22 protein-coding genes are annotated in these 18801 nt (G+C 73.0%); 12 read left to right on the top strand and 10 right to left on the bottom strand.

Annotated elements, in window-relative coordinates; translation table 11 throughout:
• Position 1: 1 nt before the first annotated feature.
• Both arsB and arsM read right to left on the bottom strand, forming a co-directional pair.
• Positions 2-1117 carry an ACR3 family arsenite efflux transporter gene (gene arsB, locus J2S58_RS04430; protein ID WP_240188661.1) on the bottom strand — a complete coding sequence of 372 codons (1116 nt, stop codon included), beginning with the start codon at positions 1115-1117 and terminating at the stop codon, positions 2-4.
• On the bottom strand, positions 1114-1935 hold the full coding sequence (arsM, locus tag J2S58_RS04425) for an arsenite methyltransferase (RefSeq protein WP_240188664.1): 822 nt from the start codon (positions 1933-1935) through the stop codon (positions 1114-1116). Before arsM ends, arsB begins: the two co-directional genes overlap by 4 nt.
• 87 nt (positions 1936-2022) lie before the next feature.
• Here arsM and J2S58_RS04420 point away from each other — a divergent pair, with 87 nt between their 5' ends.
• Together J2S58_RS04420 and J2S58_RS04415 are read left to right on the top strand one after the other, a co-directional pair.
• Positions 2023-2397, top strand: coding sequence for an ArsR/SmtB family transcription factor (locus J2S58_RS04420; RefSeq protein WP_205256115.1), 375 nt, complete (start codon positions 2023-2025; stop codon positions 2395-2397).
• A gap of 276 nt (positions 2398-2673) precedes the next feature.
• A complete protein-coding gene (locus tag J2S58_RS04415; protein ID WP_205256116.1) occupies positions 2674-3717 on the top strand; it encodes an NAD(P)-dependent alcohol dehydrogenase in 1044 nt (347 codons plus the stop codon).
• Between the two features lie 50 nt (positions 3718-3767).
• Here J2S58_RS04415 and J2S58_RS04410 read toward each other — a convergent pair whose 3' ends face one another.
• The gene (locus tag J2S58_RS04410; RefSeq protein WP_205256117.1) at positions 3768-4976 is read right to left on the bottom strand and encodes a cysteine desulfurase-like protein; all 1209 of its coding nucleotides are present in this window, start codon (positions 4974-4976) and stop codon (positions 3768-3770) included.
• 44 nt (positions 4977-5020) lie between these two features.
• Positions 5021-5500: a MarR family winged helix-turn-helix transcriptional regulator gene (locus tag J2S58_RS04405; protein ID WP_205256118.1), complete on the bottom strand. Its 480-nt coding sequence runs from the start codon at positions 5498-5500 to the stop codon at positions 5021-5023.
• Between the two features lie 63 nt (positions 5501-5563).
• On the opposite strand from J2S58_RS04405, the gene J2S58_RS04400 reads away from it, so the two are divergent.
• On the top strand, positions 5564-6511 hold the full coding sequence (locus tag J2S58_RS04400; protein WP_205256119.1) for an NAD-dependent epimerase/dehydratase family protein: 948 nt from the start codon (positions 5564-5566) through the stop codon (positions 6509-6511).
• A gap of 111 nt (positions 6512-6622) precedes the next feature.
• Positions 6623-7249: a hemerythrin domain-containing protein gene (locus tag J2S58_RS04395; RefSeq protein WP_205256120.1), complete on the top strand. Its 627-nt coding sequence runs from the start codon at positions 6623-6625 to the stop codon at positions 7247-7249.
• Between the two features lie 18 nt (positions 7250-7267).
• On the opposite strand, the gene J2S58_RS04390 is transcribed toward J2S58_RS04395, so the two are convergent.
• Positions 7268-7960 carry a FadR/GntR family transcriptional regulator gene (locus tag J2S58_RS04390; protein ID WP_205256121.1) on the bottom strand — a complete coding sequence of 231 codons (693 nt, stop codon included), beginning with the start codon at positions 7958-7960 and terminating at the stop codon, positions 7268-7270.
• A 281-nt stretch (positions 7961-8241) separates the two neighbouring features.
• Here J2S58_RS04390 and J2S58_RS04385 point away from each other — a divergent pair, with 281 nt between their 5' ends.
• Genes J2S58_RS04385 through J2S58_RS04370 form a run of 4 tightly spaced genes read left to right on the top strand, consistent with a single transcriptional unit; the run spans position 8242 to position 12397 of the window.
• Complete coding sequence (locus tag J2S58_RS04385) at positions 8242-9225, top strand: ABC transporter substrate-binding protein (protein ID WP_205256122.1); 984 nt, start codon at positions 8242-8244, stop codon at positions 9223-9225.
• A gap of 16 nt (positions 9226-9241) precedes the next feature.
• A complete protein-coding gene (locus J2S58_RS04380) occupies positions 9242-10846 on the top strand; it encodes an amino acid ABC transporter permease/ATP-binding protein (RefSeq protein WP_205256123.1) in 1605 nt (534 codons plus the stop codon).
• 1 nt (position 10847) lies between these two features.
• Complete coding sequence (locus tag J2S58_RS04375; protein WP_205256124.1) at positions 10848-11270, top strand: RidA family protein; 423 nt, start codon at positions 10848-10850, stop codon at positions 11268-11270.
• On the top strand, positions 11267-12397 hold the full coding sequence (locus J2S58_RS04370; RefSeq protein ID WP_205256125.1) for an acetamidase/formamidase family protein: 1131 nt from the start codon (positions 11267-11269) through the stop codon (positions 12395-12397). The genes J2S58_RS04375 and J2S58_RS04370 overlap by 4 nt, the downstream gene beginning before the upstream one ends.
• A 7-nt stretch (positions 12398-12404) precedes the next feature.
• Here J2S58_RS04370 and J2S58_RS04365 read toward each other — a convergent pair whose 3' ends face one another.
• Together J2S58_RS04365 and J2S58_RS04360 are read right to left on the bottom strand one after the other, a co-directional pair.
• Positions 12405-13289: a metallophosphoesterase family protein gene (locus J2S58_RS04365; protein ID WP_205256126.1), complete on the bottom strand. Its 885-nt coding sequence runs from the start codon at positions 13287-13289 to the stop codon at positions 12405-12407.
• Positions 13286-13981: a hypothetical protein gene (locus J2S58_RS04360; protein ID WP_205256127.1), complete on the bottom strand. Its 696-nt coding sequence runs from the start codon at positions 13979-13981 to the stop codon at positions 13286-13288. The genes J2S58_RS04365 and J2S58_RS04360 overlap by 4 nt, the downstream gene beginning before the upstream one ends.
• Positions 13982-14053: 72 nt before the next feature.
• Here J2S58_RS04360 and J2S58_RS04355 point away from each other — a divergent pair, with 72 nt between their 5' ends.
• From J2S58_RS04355 to J2S58_RS04340, 4 genes are all read left to right on the top strand, one after another.
• Positions 14054-14611 carry a hypothetical protein gene (locus J2S58_RS04355; protein ID WP_205256128.1) on the top strand — a complete coding sequence of 186 codons (558 nt, stop codon included), beginning with the start codon at positions 14054-14056 and terminating at the stop codon, positions 14609-14611.
• 90 nt (positions 14612-14701) lie between these two features.
• Positions 14702-15292, top strand: coding sequence for a carboxymuconolactone decarboxylase family protein (locus tag J2S58_RS04350; protein ID WP_205256129.1), 591 nt, complete (start codon positions 14702-14704; stop codon positions 15290-15292).
• Between the two features lie 66 nt (positions 15293-15358).
• A complete protein-coding gene (locus tag J2S58_RS04345; protein WP_205256130.1) occupies positions 15359-15817 on the top strand; it encodes a MarR family winged helix-turn-helix transcriptional regulator in 459 nt (152 codons plus the stop codon).
• Entirely contained in the window at positions 15814-16074 is a 261-nt protein-coding gene (locus J2S58_RS04340) for a hypothetical protein (RefSeq protein WP_205256131.1), read from the top strand. Before J2S58_RS04345 ends, J2S58_RS04340 begins: the two co-directional genes overlap by 4 nt.
• Positions 16075-16107: 33 nt before the next feature.
• Here J2S58_RS04340 and J2S58_RS04335 read toward each other — a convergent pair whose 3' ends face one another.
• Genes J2S58_RS04335 through J2S58_RS04325 form a run of 3 tightly spaced genes read right to left on the bottom strand, consistent with a single transcriptional unit; the run spans position 16108 to position 18800 of the window.
• Positions 16108-17007: an LLM class flavin-dependent oxidoreductase gene (locus tag J2S58_RS04335; RefSeq protein WP_205256132.1), complete on the bottom strand. Its 900-nt coding sequence runs from the start codon at positions 17005-17007 to the stop codon at positions 16108-16110.
• Between the two features lie 41 nt (positions 17008-17048).
• Positions 17049-17675, bottom strand: coding sequence for a peptide deformylase (locus J2S58_RS04330; protein ID WP_205256133.1), 627 nt, complete (start codon positions 17673-17675; stop codon positions 17049-17051).
• A 9-nt stretch (positions 17676-17684) separates the two neighbouring features.
• Positions 17685-18800, bottom strand: coding sequence for a glycoside hydrolase family 76 protein (locus J2S58_RS04325; protein WP_205256134.1), 1116 nt, complete (start codon positions 18798-18800; stop codon positions 17685-17687).
• Position 18801: the final 1 nt, after the last annotated feature.

The following is an 18801-nucleotide window of genomic DNA, read 5'->3' as shown; positions in this document are numbered from 1 at the left end:
GTCAGCGGCGGGTGCGGGTGGCCGCGGGCAGGGTCGGGTCGCCGGGGAACAGCCGCCGCCCGGCCCACAGGGCGACGTACACCAGGGCGACCAGGGCGGGCACCTCGATCAGCGGTCCGACCACCCCGGCCAGGGCCTGCCCGGAGGTGACACCGAACGTGCCGATCGCAACCGCGATGGCCAGCTCGAAATTGTTGCCGGCGGCGGTGAACGCCAGCGTGGTCGTCCTGGCGTAGCCCAGGTGCAGGGCGCGCCCGGCCAGGAACGAGACCCCGAAGGTGACGAGGAAGTAGACGACCAACGGCAGCGCGATGCGGGCGACATCCCAGGGGCGGGAGGTGATCTGCTGACCCTGCAGCGCGAAGAGCACGACGATGGTGAACAGCAACCCGTACAGCGCCCACGGCCCGATCCGGGGCAGGAACTGGGACTCGTACCGCTCGCGGCCCATCCGCCGCTCCCCGACGGTGCGGGTGAGGAACCAGGCCACCAGCGGGATGCCGAGGAAGACCAGCACGCTCGCGGTGATCGCCCAGACGGAGAACACGGCACTGGTGGTCTGCAGACCCAGCCAGCCGGGCAGCACCTGCAGGTAGAACCAGCCCAGGGCGCCGAACGCGACGACCTGGAAGACGGAGTTGATGGCGACCAGGACGGCGGCGGCCTCGCGGTCACCGCAGGCCAGCTCGTTCCAGATCAGCACCATGGCGATGCAGCGGGCCAGCCCGACGATGATCAGCCCGGTGCGGTACTCGGGTAGATCGGGCAGCAGCAGCCAGCCCAGGGCGAACATCAGCGCCGGCCCGACGAGCCAGTTCATCACCAGAGACGCGATGAGCAGACGCCTGTCGCCGGTGACGCGGCCGGTCTCGTCGTACCGGACCTTGGCCAGCACCGGGTACATCATGATCAACAGCCCGATCGCGATGGGCAACGAGACGGAGCCGATCCGCACCGCGTCCAGGACGCCGGCGATGCCCGGGACGACCCGACCCAGCAGCAGCCCCAGGGCCATCGCGGCGATGATCCACACGGGGAGGAACCGGTCCAGGGTGGACAGCCGGGCCAGCACCGGCGCGCCGGTGCGGCCCGGCGTCGGGGTCGAGATGTCAGTCATGCGAGGCGGTTTCCTTCGTGCAGCAGGGGGCGGTGCAGCAGATCGGCGGGTCGGCCGGTGGGCTTGGTGGCGCGGACGATCGCCGCGTGCATGCCGGGTGCGGCTTCGTGGGTGAAGGTGACGCCGGGGTCGGTGAAGCCGGCCGCGGTCAGCCCCTCGAGGTACTCACGGCGGGACAGTGCCCCGGCGATGCAGCCCACGTGGGTGCCGCGTTCGGCCCGGTCGGTCGTGCTGAGGTGGTCCTCGGCGACGACATCGGAGATCCCGATGCGCCCGCCCGGGGTCAGCAACCGGAACATCTCGGCCAGCACGGCGGGCTTGTCGGTGGACAGGTTGATCACGCAGTTGGAGATGATCACGTCGACCGCGCCGTCGGGCAGCGGGACGGCCTCGATCTGCCCGGCCAGGAACGCGACATTGCTCGTCCCGGCCCGGGCGGCGTTGGCCCGCGCGAGGTCGAGCATCTCGGGAGTCATGTCCACCCCGTAGGCGAACCCGGTCGGCCCGACCCGCTTCGCGGACAGCAGGACGTCGATCCCGCCGCCCGAACCCAGGTCCAGGACCCGTTCCCCGGGGTGGAGGTCGGCCACCGCGAGCGGGTTGCCGCAGCCCAGCGAGGCGAGCACCGCCTCGGCGGGCAGGTCGTCGGTCTGGCCGTCCGCGTACAGGGCGGCACCGAAGACGGCGGTCTCGTCACGGTCGCTGATCGCGGCCAGCGCATCGGCCGGCCCGCAGCAACCCACCCCTGAGCTGACGGTGCTGGCGGCAGCGGCATACCGGTGGAGGACCTCCCACCGCACCGCATCGGACTGCGTCATCACCACTCCTGACATAGACGTCGGTCGATGGGTCCAGCGTGGACCCAGGGATCGACGAGTGTCAATGCGACGGGGCATACTCGCCGGATGGAGTCCTCGCGCACGGTGTCGCTGCCCTCGGTCGACCTCGCGTGCTGCGCCCCCCTTGTCCGCGCCCCCCTGGACGCCCGGACCGCGGCCGATCTCGCGCGCACCCTCAAGGCCCTGGCCGACCCCGCCCGGTTGCGCCTGCTGTCCATGGTCGCCGCCCACGACGGGCAGGAGGCGTGCGTGTGCGACCTGACCGAACCGATCGGGCTGTCCCAGCCGACGGTGTCCCACCACCTCAAGGTGCTCGTGGGCGCCGGTCTGCTCACCCGGGAGAAGCGCGGCGTGTGGGCCTACTTCTCCCTCGTCCCCGGCGCCCTGGACTCCCTCGGCGCCCTCCTGTCCACCCAGCTGGACGTCACCGGCCTCCGCTGACCTGACCGGCACGGCCGGCCGCCGCGGACCCGGACCGCTCCCGACCGGCGCCGCCGGCCGGTGCGGGCGGGGCGCGACCACCGTGTCGCCGGCGCCCTGCTCGAACGGCTGTCGGGCGGGACAGGTACTGACAGGGCCTCTCACGCCCGGCCCCCCGCAGGGCACACTGGACCGGTAGCGCCACCCGGTCGGCCGGGCACGGGGTCCGACCCCCTGCCCCGGAACACCTGCCCGCCCGGTGGCGCTCAGCCCTGTTCACCCGTTTTGAGGAGTTCTGTGCTCACCGTCAAGGCCTACGCCGCGCCGTCCGCGACCGACCCGCTGATCCCCACCACGATCGAGCGCCGGGACGTCGGTGCGAAGGACGTACTCATCGAGATTCGGTACGCCGGCATCTGCCACTCCGACATCCACACCGTCCGCGGCGAGTGGGGCCCGATCAGCTACCCGCAGGTCGTCGGCCACGAGATCGTCGGTGTCGTCACCGAGGTCGGCCCCGAGGTCACCCTGCACCAGGTCGGCGACCGGGTCGGCGTCGGCTGCATGGTCAACTCCTGCCGCGAGTGCGACAACTGCCTCGCCGGGATGGAGCAGTACTGCCTGAACGGCAACACCGGCACCTACGCCGCCACCGACAAGGACGGCACCACCACGCAGGGCGGCTACTCCACGCACGTCGTGGTGGTCGAGGACTTCGTGCTCAAGGTCCCCGAGGCCATCCCGTACGAGAAGGCCGCCCCGCTGCTCTGCGCCGGCATCACCACCTACTCGCCGCTGCACCACTGGAAGGCCGGCCCCGGCAAGAAGGTCGCGGTCGTCGGCATGGGCGGGCTCGGCCACATGGCCGTCAAGATCGCCCACGCGATGGGCGCCGAGGTCACCGTCCTGTCGCAGACGTTGAGCAAGAAGGACGACGGGCTCCGCCTGGGCGCCGACCATTACTACGCGACCAAGGACGAGGAGACGTTCGAGAAGCTGACGAACACCTTCGACCTGATCATCAACACCGTCTCCGCCGTCATCGACCTGGACGCCTACCTCAAGCTGCTCCGGCTCGACGGCACCCTGGTCAGCGTGGGTGCCCCGGCCCAGCCCCTCCCGGTCACCGTGTTCACCCTGTTCGGCAACCGGCGCTCGTTCGCCGGCTCGGGCATCGGCAGCATCGGCGAGACCCAGGAGATGCTCGACTTCTGCGCCGAGCACGGCATCGCGCCGGAAACCGAGCTGGTCTCCGCCGATCAGATCAACGAGGCCTACGAGCGCGTCCTGGCCTCGGACGTGCGGTACCGCTTCGTGATCGACATCAACACCCTGAACTGACCCACCCCGGCCGTCCTGCCTCGTGTGGACGGGGCGGGACGGCCGGGCCGTCAGGCCAGGAACTCCCGCAGTCCGGTCAGCAGTCGCTGCACGTCCTGGGCGTCGGAGTACGGGGCGAGCCCGATGCGCAGGCCACCCGCGGTGCCCAGGCCGAGCGCCCGCGAGGGCTCCAGGGCGTAGAACGAGCCCGCCGGGGCGTTCACGTTCCGCTCGGCCAGGAACCGGTGCGCGTCCCGGGCGTCCCGGCCGGTGAAGGTGATCAGCAGGGTCGGCGTGCGCTCGGCGGCCCGCGACCACGACGTCACCCCGGGCAGGGCGGCCAGTTCTGCCTCCAGGCCCTCCCGCAGCTCGTCCTCGTGGCGTTCCACCGCGGTCATCCCGGCGATGAGCCGTTCCCGGCGGGTCCCGTCGGCGCCGCCCAGGCCGGCCAGCACCTCGATCGCCGCGGTCGTGCCGGCCAGCAACTCGTAGGGCAGTGTGCCCAGTTCGAACCGCTCGGGTACGGCATCGCTGGAGGCAGTCAGCTTGGCCGGCCGCAGCCCGGCCAGCAGCTCGGGGCTCCCCGCGACGATCCCGCAGTGCGGTCCCAGGAACTTGTACGGCGAGCACGCGAAGAGATCCGCGCCCAGGGCGACGACGTCGACGGGCGCGTGCGCGGTGAGATGGACGCCGTCGACGAAGAACAGCGCGCCCACCGCGTGGACCGCGTCGGCGATCGCCCGCAGCGGGGGTCGGGTACCGATGAGGTTTGAGGCCCCGGTCACCGCGACCAGCCGGGTGCGGCTCGAGATCACCCGGCGGACATGGTCCTCGGTGAGTTCCCCGGTGGCGGTGTCGAAGTCGATCCACCGGACGGTGGCCCCGGCGGCCTGCGCGGCCAGCGCCCACGGGGTCACGTTCGCGTCATGATCGAGCCGGGACACCACGATCTCGTCCCCGGGCGACCAGGTGCGCGCCAGGGTGTCGGCGAACTGGAACGTCAACGCGGTCATGCTGCGCCCGAAGACGATGCCGGCCGGGTCGGCCCCGAGCAGATCCGCGGCCGCCGCCCGCGCAGCGACCACCACACCGTCGGTGAAGCGCTCGGCCGCGGTGACCGTGCCCCGGTTGGCGAACGAGGTCGTCATCGTCGCGGCGACGGCGTCGGCGACCGCACGCGGTATTTGGGAGCCACCGGGGCCGTCGAAGTGGGCGGTACCGGACTCCAGGGCGGGGAACTGCCGACGGAAGGCGGCGACGTCGTAGCGCGGTGCGGTCATCGCCGGAACCTACCGGCCCGTGCCGGCACGCCCGGCGGTGCGACTCAGCCCGGGCCCCGATCCGCGCCGTCCGCCGCGTCCAACAGGGTGCGCAGCGCACGCGCGAACCGGCGGGAGTCGTTGCTGCTCAACGGTTCCAGGAATTTCGCGTCCACCACGGCGATCTCACGTTCCGCGTCCTGGTAGGTCCGTTCTCCCTCGGGGGTGAGGGCCAGGACGTTGCGGCGCCGATCGTGCGGCGAGGGCTGTCGCCGGACCAGCCCACGGTCCTCGAGGTCGTCGAGCATGGCCACCATCGACGTCCGGTCGATGCCGAGCAAGGCGCCGATCTCCTGTTGGGAGGTCGCCGCGCCCGTGGCGATGACCCGGACCACGCCGAGATCGCGACTGGTCAGGCCCAGGGGTGCCAGGGCGGCGTCACTGGCCCGCTGGTGGGCGAGGTGCACGTGCTTGACCAGGTAGCCCAGCGCCTCGTCGTACCGACCGGCGGGTGACGGGTCGGCGGTCACGTCGTCGTCTGCCACACCGTGATGCTACCTTCGGACTGATCGTCAGAGATGCTGACGATCACAAGTAGGGAGTACACCATGATCCTGGTGACCGGCGGGTTCGGATTCATCGGCTCGCACGTCGTCCGGGCGCTCCACGACCAGGGTGTGCGCACCGTGGTCGTGCAGCGCGGCCGGGCGGCCGTCCCGGAGCACCTGGCCGATCTCCCGGTCGCCGTCGTGCGGGCGGACGTCGCCGACCTGGCCGACCTGCGGGCGGTGGGGGAGCGTCACTCCGTCACCGGCATCGTGCATCTCGCCGGCTACCCGATGCCCGACGGTCCCGAGGGTCGGCGCACCGGGATCGACCCCACGCAGCGATGGCTGCAGGGGTTGCTGAACATCGGCCGGGTGGCGCAGGAGTGGCAGGTCGACCGGGTCGGCCTGGCCAGCACCATCGGCGTCTACTTCGGCACCGGACACCGCGGCGTGCTGACCGAGGATCTTGCGGTGACCCTGACGGCGCCGCATCCGATCCCGCGGGCCAAGAAGATCACCGAGCTGCTCGGGGAACACCTGGCCGAGACCACCGGCCTGGACGTGGTGCACTACCGCATCTCCGGGACCTGGGGCCCACTCGGGCACGCCGATCCCTTCTTCGCCGCGCCCGCCCTCGCCCACGCCGCTGCCGCCGGCACGGTCCCGGACCTGGCCGCCCTGGCCGGGGCGCCCCGCCTCGGTGACGGCCTGGACCTGAACTACGTCAAGGACACCGGCCGGGCCATCGCCCTGCTCCAGCTGGCGGACCGCCTGCGGTACCGGACCTACAACGTCGCCGCCGGCCGGACGACCACCAACGCCGAGATCATCACGGCCCTGCGGACGATCGCCCCGGACGCCGATCTGGCGCTGCCCGACGGCGGGGAGGCCGGGGACCCGATGGACATCACCCGACTGCGGGAGGACACCGGATACGCGCCGCGGTACGGCACCGTCGAGGCGGCCGACGACTACGTCACCTGGCTGCGCGCGGGCCATCTGCGGTGAACACCGCCGGGGCGTGCCTCCGTCGGTCGACGGGCACCTGACACCATCGGAGGCGATCGGGGCACTCGCCCCCGGAGGGGGGACCATGACGACACGACCCGGCGGCGGACGGTGAGCGAGCCCGGCCGCACGGCGGCCGGCGCCTTCGCCGTGGTGCCCACCCCGGACGACGGCGTCCGGCGCAGCGACCGGCGCGTGTTGGACGAGAGCACCCGCCCCAGTGGGCCACCCGCCGACCCCGGCCGTGCGTACACCCCCGCCGAGCAGGCGGAGGGGCGGCACCTCGTCGACGTCCACGATCACCTGCGGGCGGAGCTGCTGCAGGTGCAGGCCCTCGTCGCGCAGGTGGTCGTCGGCACCCTCGACGCCGGGGCGGCCCGGTCGGCGGTGAACGCGATGACCCTGCGGCAGAACAACTGGACGCTGGGCACCTACTGCCAGTCCTACTGCCGGGTGGTCACGCTGCACCACACGCTCGAGGACCAGGCGATGCTGCCGCACCTGCGTCGCGCCGACCCGCGCCTGCGCCCGGTGGTCGACCGGCTCCAGCAGGAGCACCTGGTCATCCACGAGGTGCTGGAGGGCGTCGACCAGGCCCTGGTCGCTCTCGTCACCGGCCCGGACGGAATCGCCGCACTGCAGGGCGCCGTCGACCTGCTGAGCGACACCCTGCTCTCCCACCTGTCCTACGAGGAGCGCGAGCTGGTCGAGCCGCTCGCCCGGCTGGGCATGTACTGACTCCCGTCGGCGACGCGGTCAGCAGCCCTCGATGAGCCCGCGGACGTCGTCCAGATGGCGCTCCATGGCCTCGCGGGCCGCGCCGGCGTCCTGGGCGCGGACGGCCCGCAGGATCTCGGCATGCCCCTGGGCGGAGTGACGGCGGCTGCGCGCCGTGGAGTGGGAGAGTCGGCGGACCTCCATCGTCCACTCGGTCATCAGGGTGTGCAGGGTGGTCAGCAGGGGATTGCGGGCCGCGTGGGCGAGCAGCAGGTGGAACTCGATGTCCAGCTCGAGCGAGCGCGTGGCCCGCAGATCCGGGGTGGTGCGGTCCAGCACCTCCTGCAGCTGCAGCAGGTTGGACGCCGTCGCCCGGGTCGCGGCCAGGGCGGCCACCGACGGTTCCACCACCAGCCGGAGCTCGGCGGCGTTGTCGCGCACCGAGGCGCCCCCGGACAGTCCCAGCAGTTCCTCCACGGCCGCGGACCGTTCGAGCACGGTGGTGCCCCGCCCGGGCCGCCGTTCGATGAGGTTCTTGGTCTCCAGCTCGTGCATGGCCTCGCGTAGCGAGGCGCGGGAGACCGACATCGTCCGGGCCAGGTCGCGTTCCGCGGGCAGGCGGCTCCCCGGGGGCAGTGCCCCGGTGGCGATCAGCCGCTCGAGATGAGCGGCCAGGGACACGGAGATGTTCTGGCTGCGGTGCAGCATCGGCGGGATCTCGGCGGGGCTCACGACAGACCTCCTCGCGGAGCCGGACCGGCCCCGGGGCGGACGCTACCCGTGGTCCGTTGGTCCGGCCAACGGACCATGTGACGATCTCGCACGCCCGGGTAAACGTCCTGTTAAACGCCGAGGATCGAGGCGGGCAGGCGGTTACCGGGGGATACGGTCATCCGCAATTGGTCAGACCATTCGACCAGACATCCCCGCGGAGCTCTCCGTGACGGCGACGACGCCGACCCCCACACCACCGTCCTCCCGGCCCCGCCGCGCGGACGACGAAAGGACCTGCCATGAGCGACCTCTGCGCCTCCCCGCGCCCGTCCCGGCGCCTGCACCGGGCCGCCGGACTGCTGGCCACGGCCGGCCTCGCCGTCACTCTCGCCGCCTGCGGCGGCGGGTCCACCGCCGGCTCCGCGGTGACCACCCCGCCGGCCGCGGCATCCGCGGCGTCCTCGGCCGAGCAGGTGTCCTCGTCGCTGGCCGACTCACCCGCCTGCACCGCGCTGCGCGCCGAGCACCCGGACCTGGTCGGCACCACCCAGACCAATGCGCTCAACCCGCACACCCCCGGCTACGAGGTCATCGACCAGGAGGACCCGACGAAGTTCCAGGGCTTCGACATCGACCTGGGGAACGCGATCGCCTCCTGCCTGGGCTTCACCGTCGACTACGTGGCGGTCGGCTTCTCCGAGCTCATCCCCACCGTCGCCAGCGGGCAGGCGGACTGGATCGTGTCCAACCTGTACGCCACCAAGGAACGGGCCGCCGGCGGGGTCGACTTCATCAGCTACTCCAAGGTCTTCGACGGCATCCTCGTCGCGAAGGACAATCCGAAGACGATCACCGGCATCGACACCTCCCTGTGCGGACTGACTGTCGCGCTGAACAAGGGCTACGTGGAGGTCCCACTGGTCGAGGGCGTCGGACCGGACTGCGTGGCCGCGGGGAAGCCCGAGCCCACTGTCAGCCTGTTCGACTCCAGTGCCGACTGCGTGCAGGCCATCCTGGCCGGCCGGGCGGACGCCTACATGAACGACGTCAACACCGTCACCCGGTTCATCGCCGAACACCCCGCGGATCTCTCCTCGGCCGAGACGGTGATGCTCGACTACACCATCGGCATCGGCGTCCCGACGGGCAAGACCGCGTTCCGGGACGCGATCCAGGCCGCGCTCACCGCGGTGCAGTCCACCGGTCTGCAGGCCGAGCTGGCCACCAAGTGGCAGCTGGACGCCAACGCGGTGGCCGAGCCGACCATCCTGACCGCGGACTGATCGGGCACGCCGCGAGATGAGCGACTTCCTGCACTACCTGAGCCTGCCGTACCTGTTGGACGGCATGCTGATCACCCTGCAGCTCACTGCGATGGGCTTCCTCGGCGGCCTGGTGCTGGGGCTCCTGCTCGCGGCCATGCTGTTGTCCCGGTTCCGCCCGGTCGCCGTGGTCGCCCGCGCCTGGACGACCCTGTACCGCGGCACACCGCTGATCCTGCAACTGGTCTTCGTGTTCACCGTCCTCCCGCACGCCGGAGTGGTGCTGCCGCCGCTGCTGGCCGGCGGCGTGGCCCTGGCCCTCAACGAGGCCACGTTCTTCGCCGAGATCTTCCGGTCCGGCGTGCGGGAGGTCGACGCAGGCCAGAAGGCGGCCGGACGGGCGCTGGGTATGACCCCGGCGGTGCTCATGCGCCGGGTGGTGGGCCCCCAGGCCCTGCGGGCGATGGTGCCGGCGCTGGGCAACGAAGCCGTCTCCACGATGAAGAACTCGGCGCTGGCGTCGATCATCGCCGTGCCCGAGCTGACCCTGCGGACCCAGCAGCTGGCGTCCGCGACCTTCGACTACTTCTCCATCTACTTCGCCACCGCCGTGATGTACCTGGTGCTGACCGGGGCGCTGACCCTGGTCCAGCTCGGGGTGGAGCGGGCGATGGACCCGGACCGACGGGTCTGGCCGTGGCAGCGCGTCACCGTACTACCCTCCCCGCTCCGGCCCGTCCCGGCCGGTGGGCCGGCCCCGTCGGCCGTCCCGGACGAGGCCCTGGTGCCGGTCGGCCGACTGCGGGACGACGCCGACCGCGCCGAGCGTGCCGCCCGCACCCGGGCGGACCCGCCGCCCCGCGGGTTCGGCGAGGCGATGATCCAGGCCCGGGAGGTGCGGAAGTCGTTCGGGGACACCGAGGTCCTGCGCGGGATCGACCTGACGGTCCGGCAGGGCGAGGTGGTGGCCCTGCTCGGGCCGAGCGGATCGGGCAAGAGCACGCTGCTGCGCACCCTGAACCACCTCGAGGGGCTCAACGGCGGATCGGTGCTCATCGGGGACACCCCCGTCGGGTACGACCTCCGCGGCAACGAACTGGCCGAACGGGAGGTGGCCCGTCAGCGGGTCGCCGCCGGGGTCGGCATGGTCTTCCAGACCTTCAACCTGTTCCACCATCTCACCGCGCGGGAGAACATCGCCGCTCCGCTCCGCTGGGTGCACGGTTGGTCGGCCGCGGACGCGACGGCTCGGGCCGACGAGCTGCTGGACCAGGTCGGGATGGCCGATCGGGCCGACGCCCTGCCGCGGCAGCTGTCCGGCGGGCAGCAGCAGCGGGTGGGTATCGCCCGGGCGCTGGCCGCCCGCCCGGCCGTCCTGCTTCTCGACGAACCGACCAGCGCCCTGGACCCCGAGCGGGTCGCCGAGGTGCTGCAGGTGATCACCGCGCTGGCCCGGGACGGCGGACTGACCATGGTCATCGCCACCCACCAGTTGCGGTTCGCCCGCGAGGTGGCCGACCGGGTGGTCTTCATGGCCGGCGGCGTCGTCGTCGAGGAGGGTCTGGCGGACGACGTGATCGGCCACCCCGTGCAGGAGGCGACCCGGCGGTTCGTCCGGGCCATGGATGCGGCGGAGGTCTGACATGCCCGACACGACAGCCGGTCCTGTGCGGCATCTGCTCACCGGACGGCCCGGCGTCCCGACCCCGGTCGGGCCGTTCGTCCATGCCGTCGCCTGGGGTGATCTGCTCTTCGTCACCGGCCAGATGCCGACGGACCCGCTCACCGGCGAGGTGGTGCCGGGCGGGGTCGTCGCGCAGACCCGTCAGGTCATGGCCAACCTGGCCGCCGTGGTGCAGGCGGCCGGTGGGGAATTGGCCGACACCCTGCAGGTGCGCGCCTATCTCACCGACTTCGCCGATTTCGCCGTCTTCAACACCGAGTACGTCCGGTGGTTCCCCGCCGGTCTGCCCGCCCGTACGTGCATCGGTGTCACCGGCCTCGCCGTCGGCGCCGTCGTCGAGGTCGACCTGGTGGTCGGCCTGAGGAACCAGGAGAACGCATGACTGCCGGCACGATCACCGGGTACGCCCTGCAACCGGGCGACGGCCCCCGCCCGGGCCGGCACTACCTGCCCTCACGAGCCGGGGAGGTGTCCTGGGGATGGTTGCCGAACGCCGTCACCCCGCCGGTGCTGGAGATCGACAGCGGCGACACCGTCACCGTCGACACGCTGAGTCACGAGGGCCTGCTCGCCGATCAGGGCCGTGACCCACGGCGCTATTTCGCCCAGTTCGGGGTGGGCGAGGTGCTGCAGGACGCAGTCGAGGTGGCTGCGAGCGCCATCCCCAACACCGCCGAGGACGGGCCCCACGTGGTCACCGGCCCGATCCGGGTGGCCGGCGCACGCCCCGGCGACGTCCTCGCGGTGCAGGTGCTGGACCTCACCCCCCGGGTTCCGTACGGCCTGATCAGCAACCGGCACGGGTTCGGGGCCCTGGCCGGGGAGTTCCCGCGGGACCGGCACTCCTCGGCCACCCGGGACCGGGACGCCATGGTCAGTGACGGCACGGTCAGCCACTTCAGTTGGGTCGAACGGGTGGACGGGGCCGACGTGGGCTTCCTGGACGCCGGCGCCGGGCGCACCGTGCGTTTCCCGATCGCCCCGTTCCTCGGTCTGATGGGGACGGCCCCGGACACCACCGATCCGGTCCCGTCCGTGCCGCCCGGGGAGCACGGCGGGAACATCGACGTCAAGCATCTGACCGTGGGTTCCACGCTCTACCTGCCGGTCCTGGTGGACGGCGCGTCGTTCTCCACCGGGGACCCGCACTTCGCCCAGGGCAACGGCGAGGTGGCGCTGACCGCGCTGGAAGCCTCGCTGCGGGCGACGCTCCGGCTCACCGTGCTGCCCGCCGCGCAGCGGGCCACGGTGCTCGGCAGCGCGGGCGGACCGCTGGTGGAGACCGCCACCCATTGGATCCCCACCGGTCTGCACCACGATCTCGACGAGGCCATGCGCAATGCCGTCCGCAACGCCCTGGGTTTCCTGCACACACGCTTCGACGTCCCGGAATCCGTTGCGCTGGCCTACCTCTCGGCGGCGGGTGACTTCGAGGTCAGCCAGGTGGTCGACGCGGTCAAGGGCGTGCACTGCATGATCGCGAAGGCCGACTGGGCGGCCTGGATGTGAGCTGCGGTCACCGGACGATCGGGTGGCGGGCGATCAGCTCGGCGCAGGCGGCCTCGTCCATCGCGAAGGCCTGCGGTGCGCCGAGACTCTCGTCCAGCGGCAGGACCGACACGGTGACCGTGTCCGGGTAGAGCCGCACCAGGTTCAGCGATCCGGCGACCACGGTGCGCTCGTGGCCCGGTCGGGCGAGTGGGTCGACGCGGATGGCCGTCGATCCGGCGACGGCGACCGGGACGCCGGCCAGGGAGCCGGACTGGGCCAGGTGGTGGTGGCCCGCGAGGACGAGCCGGACGTCGGAGCCGGCGACGGTCGCGGCGAGCGCCCGCCGCGAGGCCCGCTCCAGGGTGAAGTACGCGAGCAGGGGCGACGGCGGCGGCACCGGGGCGTGGTGCAGGACGACCACGCTGCCGTGCTCGGCCGGGGTGGCCAGGGCCGCAGCCAACTCGGCCAGGTGCTCGGGCTCGAGGCGACCGTGCCCGGCCCCCACGACGGTGGAGTCGAGCACCAGGATGCGTAGTCCGGCGATGTCGTGGTGCTGCAAGATCTTCCCCGGTTCGTCCGGACGGCCCAGCAGCTCGGTGTGCAGGGTGGTGCGGACGTCGTGGTTGCCGGTGGCCCAGACGACCGGCGGGCCGAGAGAGCCCAGCGCGTCGGCCAGTCGCCGGTACGCCGCCGGGTCTCCGGTGTCGGTCAGATCGCCGGACACCACCAGGGCGTCGACGCCGACCCCGTCGGCCACGGCGCGGGCGATGAGGTCGGCGGCCGCGGCCAGCGCCCGGTCGGCGTCGATCACCCCGTTGTAGAGCACGCCCGCCGACGTCAGGTGGGTGTCGGACAGGTGCAGCAGGGTGTGGGTGGCGATCTCCACCGGCTCGCCGTCGGGGGTGCTCACGGTGCGGTCCTCTCGCTGGGGATGCCCGGGCCCAGGGCGGTGACGAGATCGGCCAGGCTGCGGACGGTCACCTCGGGTGCGCCGACCCGCCGGTCGAACCGGTCCAGGACGGTGACGGCGGCGCCGGCCCCGCCGGCCTCGGCGGTCGCCGCGCTCCACGCATCGGCGACGACCAGGACCGGGCCGACCGCCGTCTCGGTCGCCCAGTGCGGCGCGGCGGACAGCTGGACCCGGCCGTCGGGGATCACGGCGGCCAGCACCTCGGGCGCCGCCGGATCGTCCGGCGGGTCGGCGACCAGGTGGACGGGCCCCACCTGGGGGTGGGCGAGCAGATCGGCCAGACCGTCCGCCGGATCGAGCATCCAGGCGGTGCGGGCCAGATCGATCCGGGCGGCACGGTGGGCGGCGGCCAGATCGTCGTCGGAGACGCCGAGGGCATGGGCCGTGACGGCCACGGCCTGATGACCGTTCTGCGCCGCAGCGAGATCGACCCCGGCGGGCAGCAACCCGCGGCGGCGCTCCAACAGGCCGCGCATCGCCGCGATCAGCGTGCGTCGGCCGTCATCGGTCAACGTCGTCCCCGCATGCCGCGCGAACGCCTGGACGGCCACGTCCCCGGAGAACACGGTCCCGTCGACGCCGAGCAACCACACCGCCCACCGGGCGTCCGGGACGATCGGGGGCAGGGTCATGCCGTGATCCTATGGAGCCCGAGCGGACGGCCGACGACGTCGGCCGGGCGGGATCGGAAGGGTGGTCGTGGGATGTCGGTGCAGACCGCTCGACGTCGGGCCCGGGCCCGTCTCGTCCTCGCCGGGATCGCCGGTGCGGCCGGGCTGCTGGGCGTGATCGGGTCGTTCCAGACCTGGATCAGCGCGCCGACCGAGACCGGGGGGGTGGCCCGGGTGTCCGGGTGGGGCGCGATCAGCGGGGACAGCCAGCTCACCGGCACCGACCTGAACGACGTCCTCGCCGGGGCCTCCACCTACCGCCCGGGCATGCTCGCGCTGGTGTTCGGCGCGTTGGCCGTGGTCGCCGCGATCGTCATCGCCTCGGTCGTCGTCCCGCCGCGACCGCACCGCATCCCGGCTGTCGTGCTGGCGCTGTGCGGTGTCGTCCTCGCCGGCTGGGGCGCGGTCCGGGCCCTGTCGCCGGGGGACGCGGGGGTGTTCCTGGCCGGCGAGGCCTCCGCCGGCCCGGGGCCGTGGCTCGTGCTGGTCGCCGGGGTGCTCGTGCTGGTGGTGGCCGTGCTGGTGCTGGCCGGGCGACTGGACCCCCCGCGACCGCCGGAGCGGTTGCGGCGGGGGATCCAGCCCCGCTAGATCGGGTCAGCCGGCCTTGCCGGCCAGGGCCGGGCGACGGTGGTGACGCGTGGTCTTCCCAGGTTCGGCGGGCGGGAGGATGCTGCACCGATGTTCCTGGCCGAGCCACCGCCGACGCCCGAGGTGCTCGCCGCCTACGCTGACGACCGCGCGGCCGGTGGTCACGTGGACAACCTGACCCGGGCCTGGTGCTGGCGACCCGACGTGATGGACCTGGCCGCCGACACCCGCGCCGCCCTGCTGGCGTCCAGCGAACTGACCGAGCGGGAGGTCGCCGTCCTGGTGACGGCGACCGCAGCCGCCCGGCAGGACTCGTACTGCGCGCTGGCCTGGGGGAGTCGGTTGGCGGCCCACGCCGACCCTGACACGGCGGCGGCGGTCGCGGCCGGCACCACCGCCGGCCTCGGCGAACGGGAGGCCGCCCTGGCCCGGTGGGCGCGGCAGGTCGTCACCGATCCGAACGGCACCTCCACCGCCGGTGTCGACGCCCTGCGGGCCGTCGGTCTGACCGATCGGGGCATCTTCGAGGCCACCACGCTGATCGCCCTGCGTCTCGCGTTCAGCACCGTCAACGACGCGCTCGGCGTCGAACCGGACCGGCAACTCGCCGACGGTGCGCCACCGGCCCTGGCCCGTGCGGTCACCTACGGGCGCGCCCCGGCTGTGGCCCCGTCGTCCTGACGGATGTGACGACGATATCCGAACGTGCGCAAATCATTGGTGTCACAATTGTTGTAGCATGAACCCATGTCGTACCACGTGAAGGACCCGTTGGCCCTGGAGGAGCAGGTCTGCTTCGCCATGGTGGTCGCCGCCCGCAGTGTGCTGTCGGTGTACCGGCCGCTGCTGGAGCCGATGGGGCTCACCCACCCGCAGTACCTCGTCCTGCTCGCGCTGTGGCAGGAGGCGCCGCTGTCGGTCAAGGAGCTCAGCACCCGGCTGCAGCTGGACCCGGGAACGCTCTCGCCCCTGCTCAAGAGGTTGGAAGCGGCCGGTCACCTCACCCGGCAGCGCTCCGCGGAGGACGAACGGCAGTTGGCCGTCACCCTGACCGAGCAGGGCCGCGCGCTGCGCACGGAGGCGCTCCTCATCCCGCCCGCCGTCGTCCGCCGGCTGGGTCTGGGCGAGGCGGCCCTGCGCGACCTGCACACCAGCCTGACCGCGGTGATCGCCGCGGCGGCCGACGAGAACGGATCCCCGGCATGACCACCCCGATGCTGACCGACGCCGCCCATGTCGTGCACGGGTGGGCCGCCGCGGCCCCCGACGGGGGCGGTGGCTTCAGCTGGGGAACCCTGCTGCTGTTCATCGGTGGTGCGTTCCTGCTGGCCGTCGTCTCCGGGCTCGGCATCCTGGCCCGGATGCGCGACCGTCGACACGAGCAGCGCCGGGACGAGCGCCTGCGGCTGCAGCGTGAGGAGCAGGCGGCGGCGGCGGTCGAGGACGGATCCGACCGGGCCTGACGGTGTCCGACGGGGGTTGACCGGGTCCGCGGATCAGTCCATCACCCCGCCGTCCCGCAGTCGTCCGGCGACGTGGTCCAGGACGGCGGGATCGCCGGAGTGCACACCGGAATTTCGGGGCCAGTGGACCAGGACGTCGGTGAAGCCCAGGGCCCGGGCACGCCCGGCGGCGTCGTCGAAGACGTCCGGACCGCTCAGCGAGAACACCGGTGCGGAGTCCAGATCGAGCATCCGCCTACCCGTCCCCAGTGACCGGCCGACCTCCGCGCAGATCCGGTCGTACCGGCCGACCAGGGCGGCGAGATCGCGCCACCAGGCCTCCCACCGTGCGCCGGTCGTGGCGGCGGACGCGTCGTGCGGGGGGCCGGTCGTGGCCCAACCGTCGTACCCGGCGGCCACCCGCATGCCCCGCGGGCCGTTGGCGGCCACCACGAGCGGGATCCGCGCCCGGGAACCGGCCGGGTGCATGCGGGCCCGCGCCGCGGTGAAGAACTCGCCGTCCCGGGAGGTCTCCGGGTCGGTGAGGAGCGTGTCGAGCAGGTCGACGAACTCCACCAGTCGGTCCATCCGCTGCCGGGCCGGTAGGACAGATCCGCCGAGAACCTCGGCGTCCCAACCGGTCCCGCCCGCGCCGACCCCGGTGATCAGCCGCCCGGCGGAGATGTCGTCGAGGGTCATCAGCTCCTTGGCCAGGGTCACCGGGTGGCGGAAGTTCGGCGAGGTCACCCAGGTGCCCAGCTGCAGCGTGGCGGTCACCGTGGCCGCGGCGGTCAGCGTGGGAACCGTGGCGTACCAGGGCTCGTCGGCCAGGTCGCGCCAGGCCAGGTGGTCGTACGTCCAGCCGTGGGCGAAGCCGCGTTCCTCCACCGACCGCCAGCGGGGCGCCGCCTCGCGCCAGGGGAGCTGGGGCAGCAGGACCACACCGACGCGCATGGCCTCACCGTAACGGCGCCGCGCCGACCCAGGGCCGGGATCTAGAAGCCGAGCAGCTCCCGGGACAGGCCCACGTCCGGCCGGGTCCAGTGCTCCTGGAGCACCTGGGTCGAGGCCAGCGACCGGGTGTAGGCCCGGTCCAGGTACAACGTGCCGTCGAGGTGGTCGGTCTCGTGCGCGACGATGCGCGCGGGCCAGCCCCGCACCTCCTCGTCGAGCTCGGCACCGGTCTCGTCCTGACCGCGCAGCCGCACGGTCAGCGCCCGGCGGACGACGGCCTGGTACCCCGGCACCGACAGGCAGCCCTCGTAGAACTCGGCGGCGACGTCGCCGACGGCCTCGTACCGGGGGTTGACGATCACCCGGAACGGCACCGGACGTCGGTCGCGGACCAGGGACGCCTCGGTCGGCAGGGGGCTCGGGTCCTCGATGACCGCGATGCGCACGCCCAGCCCGATCTGCGGTGCGGCCAGACCCACCCCGGGTGCCTCCCGCATGGTGACCCGCATGGCCGCGAGCAGGTCGGCGAGCAGTGCCGGGGGGAGTTCGCCGTCGTACGGGTCGGCCGGACGGCGCAGCGCGGGGTCGCCGGCCAGCACCAGCGGAAGCGGCGCGCCGGGGGCCAGCAGGGCCTCGACGCGGTCGATCAGGGTCACGGGGGAGCTCATGGATGCACCCTAGGCAGACGCGGTGCCGCCGGCCCGTCCGGTGACCGCAGCGGCGGCCTCCAGCAGCATCCAGGCCGAGAGCTGCACGGCCAGATCGTGTTCCGGCAGGCCGGGATCCTTCTCCCGCCGGGCGCCGGGCAGCGGGGCGGGGGTGGTCCAGTCCGCCCCGAAGAGCGGCCCGCCGGTGCTCTCCACCCGATGGGCCCAGGCGGCATCGGCCGAGTCGACGAGCAACCGGGCCGCCGTGGCCCGGGCGTCCGCGTCGGCTGCCGTCGTGCCGGGCAGGTGCAGGGCGATCTGGGCCAGGTAGCGGGCCAGGATGCCGGTGAACAGGCCCGGGTCGGCCCCGCCGTGGCCGATGAGCACCCCGCCCACGGTCAGTCGCCGGTCGACCGCGGCGACGAGCCGGTGGATGCCCCGCGGGTCGCGGCCCGTGCGCCGGACCAGCTCCAGTTCCGCGCCGAGCACGGTGCCCTGGTTGTACGTCCAGATGTCGGGATTGACCTCGCCGTGCAGCACCCCGTCCCGGACGAGATCGGTCTCCGGGTGCCGGAGCAGTCCGTCCATCCAGTCGACCATGGCCGCGGCCCGTTCGACGTGGCCGGTGCGGGCGAGCAGGATCGCCGCCGGACCGTTGGCCGGCGCGTTCTTGAACGCGTCCCGCCGCCGCCACGGGATCCCGCCGCCCTCCTCGTCCGACCAGGCGTCGAGCATCTCGGTGGTCAGTCGGTCCACGGCCCGCCGGTGTCCGCTGCCGACGGTGGCATCGGCGCGCAGCAGGGCCAGGGCGAGCCAGCTCATGTCGTCGTAGTAACGGTTGCGCCAGCGGAACCCGTTGCGCAGGAACGGCGTCCGCGCCTGGGCCCGGATCCGGCGGCGGCGCGTGGCGTCGGGAGCACGGAGCTCGGCGTCGACCAGGCAGTCCAGCAGATGGGCCTGCCACCAGTAGTGCCAGCGGCCGAACAGGGCGTGGTTGGGCACGGGCGGCCAGCTGACCACCCCCAGGGCCGTCCCGGGCAGCCCCCAGAGTCGGCGTACGTGCCGAGCGGTGACGGCCCGTTCGGCCGCCGCGGCCCGCCCGGACGGGCCGGGGTCGTCACCGGCCGCCGGCGGACGTCCCGTCACG

The organism is Nakamurella flavida (assembly GCF_030811475.1).
In the GTDB taxonomy this organism is placed as follows: Bacteria; Actinomycetota; Actinomycetes; order Mycobacteriales; family Nakamurellaceae; genus Nakamurella; species Nakamurella flavida.
This window is presented reverse-complemented; position numbering and strand designations above follow the sequence as displayed.

Coding starts and splice junctions, on each gene's coding strand:
- J2S58_RS04355 (WP_205256128.1), top strand. CDS start 14,054: ATGTCGGTGCAGACCGCTCGACGTCGGGCCCGGGCCCGTCTCGTCCTC.
- J2S58_RS04340 (WP_205256131.1), top strand. CDS start 15,814: ATGACCACCCCGATGCTGACCGACGCCGCCCATGTCGTGCACGGGTGG.
- J2S58_RS04375 (WP_205256124.1), top strand. CDS start 10,848: ATGCCCGACACGACAGCCGGTCCTGTGCGGCATCTGCTCACCGGACGG.
- J2S58_RS04335 (WP_205256132.1), bottom strand. CDS start 17,007: ATGCGCGTCGGTGTGGTCCTGCTGCCCCAGCTCCCCTGGCGCGAGGCG.
- J2S58_RS04370 (WP_205256125.1), top strand. CDS start 11,267: ATGACTGCCGGCACGATCACCGGGTACGCCCTGCAACCGGGCGACGGC.
- J2S58_RS04410 (WP_205256117.1), bottom strand. CDS start 4,976: ATGACCGCACCGCGCTACGACGTCGCCGCCTTCCGTCGGCAGTTCCCC.
- arsB (WP_240188661.1), bottom strand. CDS start 1,117: ATGACTGACATCTCGACCCCGACGCCGGGCCGCACCGGCGCGCCGGTG.
- J2S58_RS04420 (WP_205256115.1), top strand. CDS start 2,023: ATGGAGTCCTCGCGCACGGTGTCGCTGCCCTCGGTCGACCTCGCGTGC.
- arsM (WP_240188664.1), bottom strand. CDS start 1,935: ATGACGCAGTCCGATGCGGTGCGGTGGGAGGTCCTCCACCGGTATGCC.
- J2S58_RS04330 (WP_205256133.1), bottom strand. CDS start 17,675: ATGAGCTCCCCCGTGACCCTGATCGACCGCGTCGAGGCCCTGCTGGCC.
- J2S58_RS04350 (WP_205256129.1), top strand. CDS start 14,702: ATGTTCCTGGCCGAGCCACCGCCGACGCCCGAGGTGCTCGCCGCCTAC.
- J2S58_RS04400 (WP_205256119.1), top strand. CDS start 5,564: ATGATCCTGGTGACCGGCGGGTTCGGATTCATCGGCTCGCACGTCGTC.
- J2S58_RS04380 (WP_205256123.1), top strand. CDS start 9,242: ATGAGCGACTTCCTGCACTACCTGAGCCTGCCGTACCTGTTGGACGGC.
- J2S58_RS04345 (WP_205256130.1), top strand. CDS start 15,359: ATGTCGTACCACGTGAAGGACCCGTTGGCCCTGGAGGAGCAGGTCTGC.
- J2S58_RS04360 (WP_205256127.1), bottom strand. CDS start 13,981: ATGACCCTGCCCCCGATCGTCCCGGACGCCCGGTGGGCGGTGTGGTTG.
- J2S58_RS04385 (WP_205256122.1), top strand. CDS start 8,242: ATGAGCGACCTCTGCGCCTCCCCGCGCCCGTCCCGGCGCCTGCACCGG.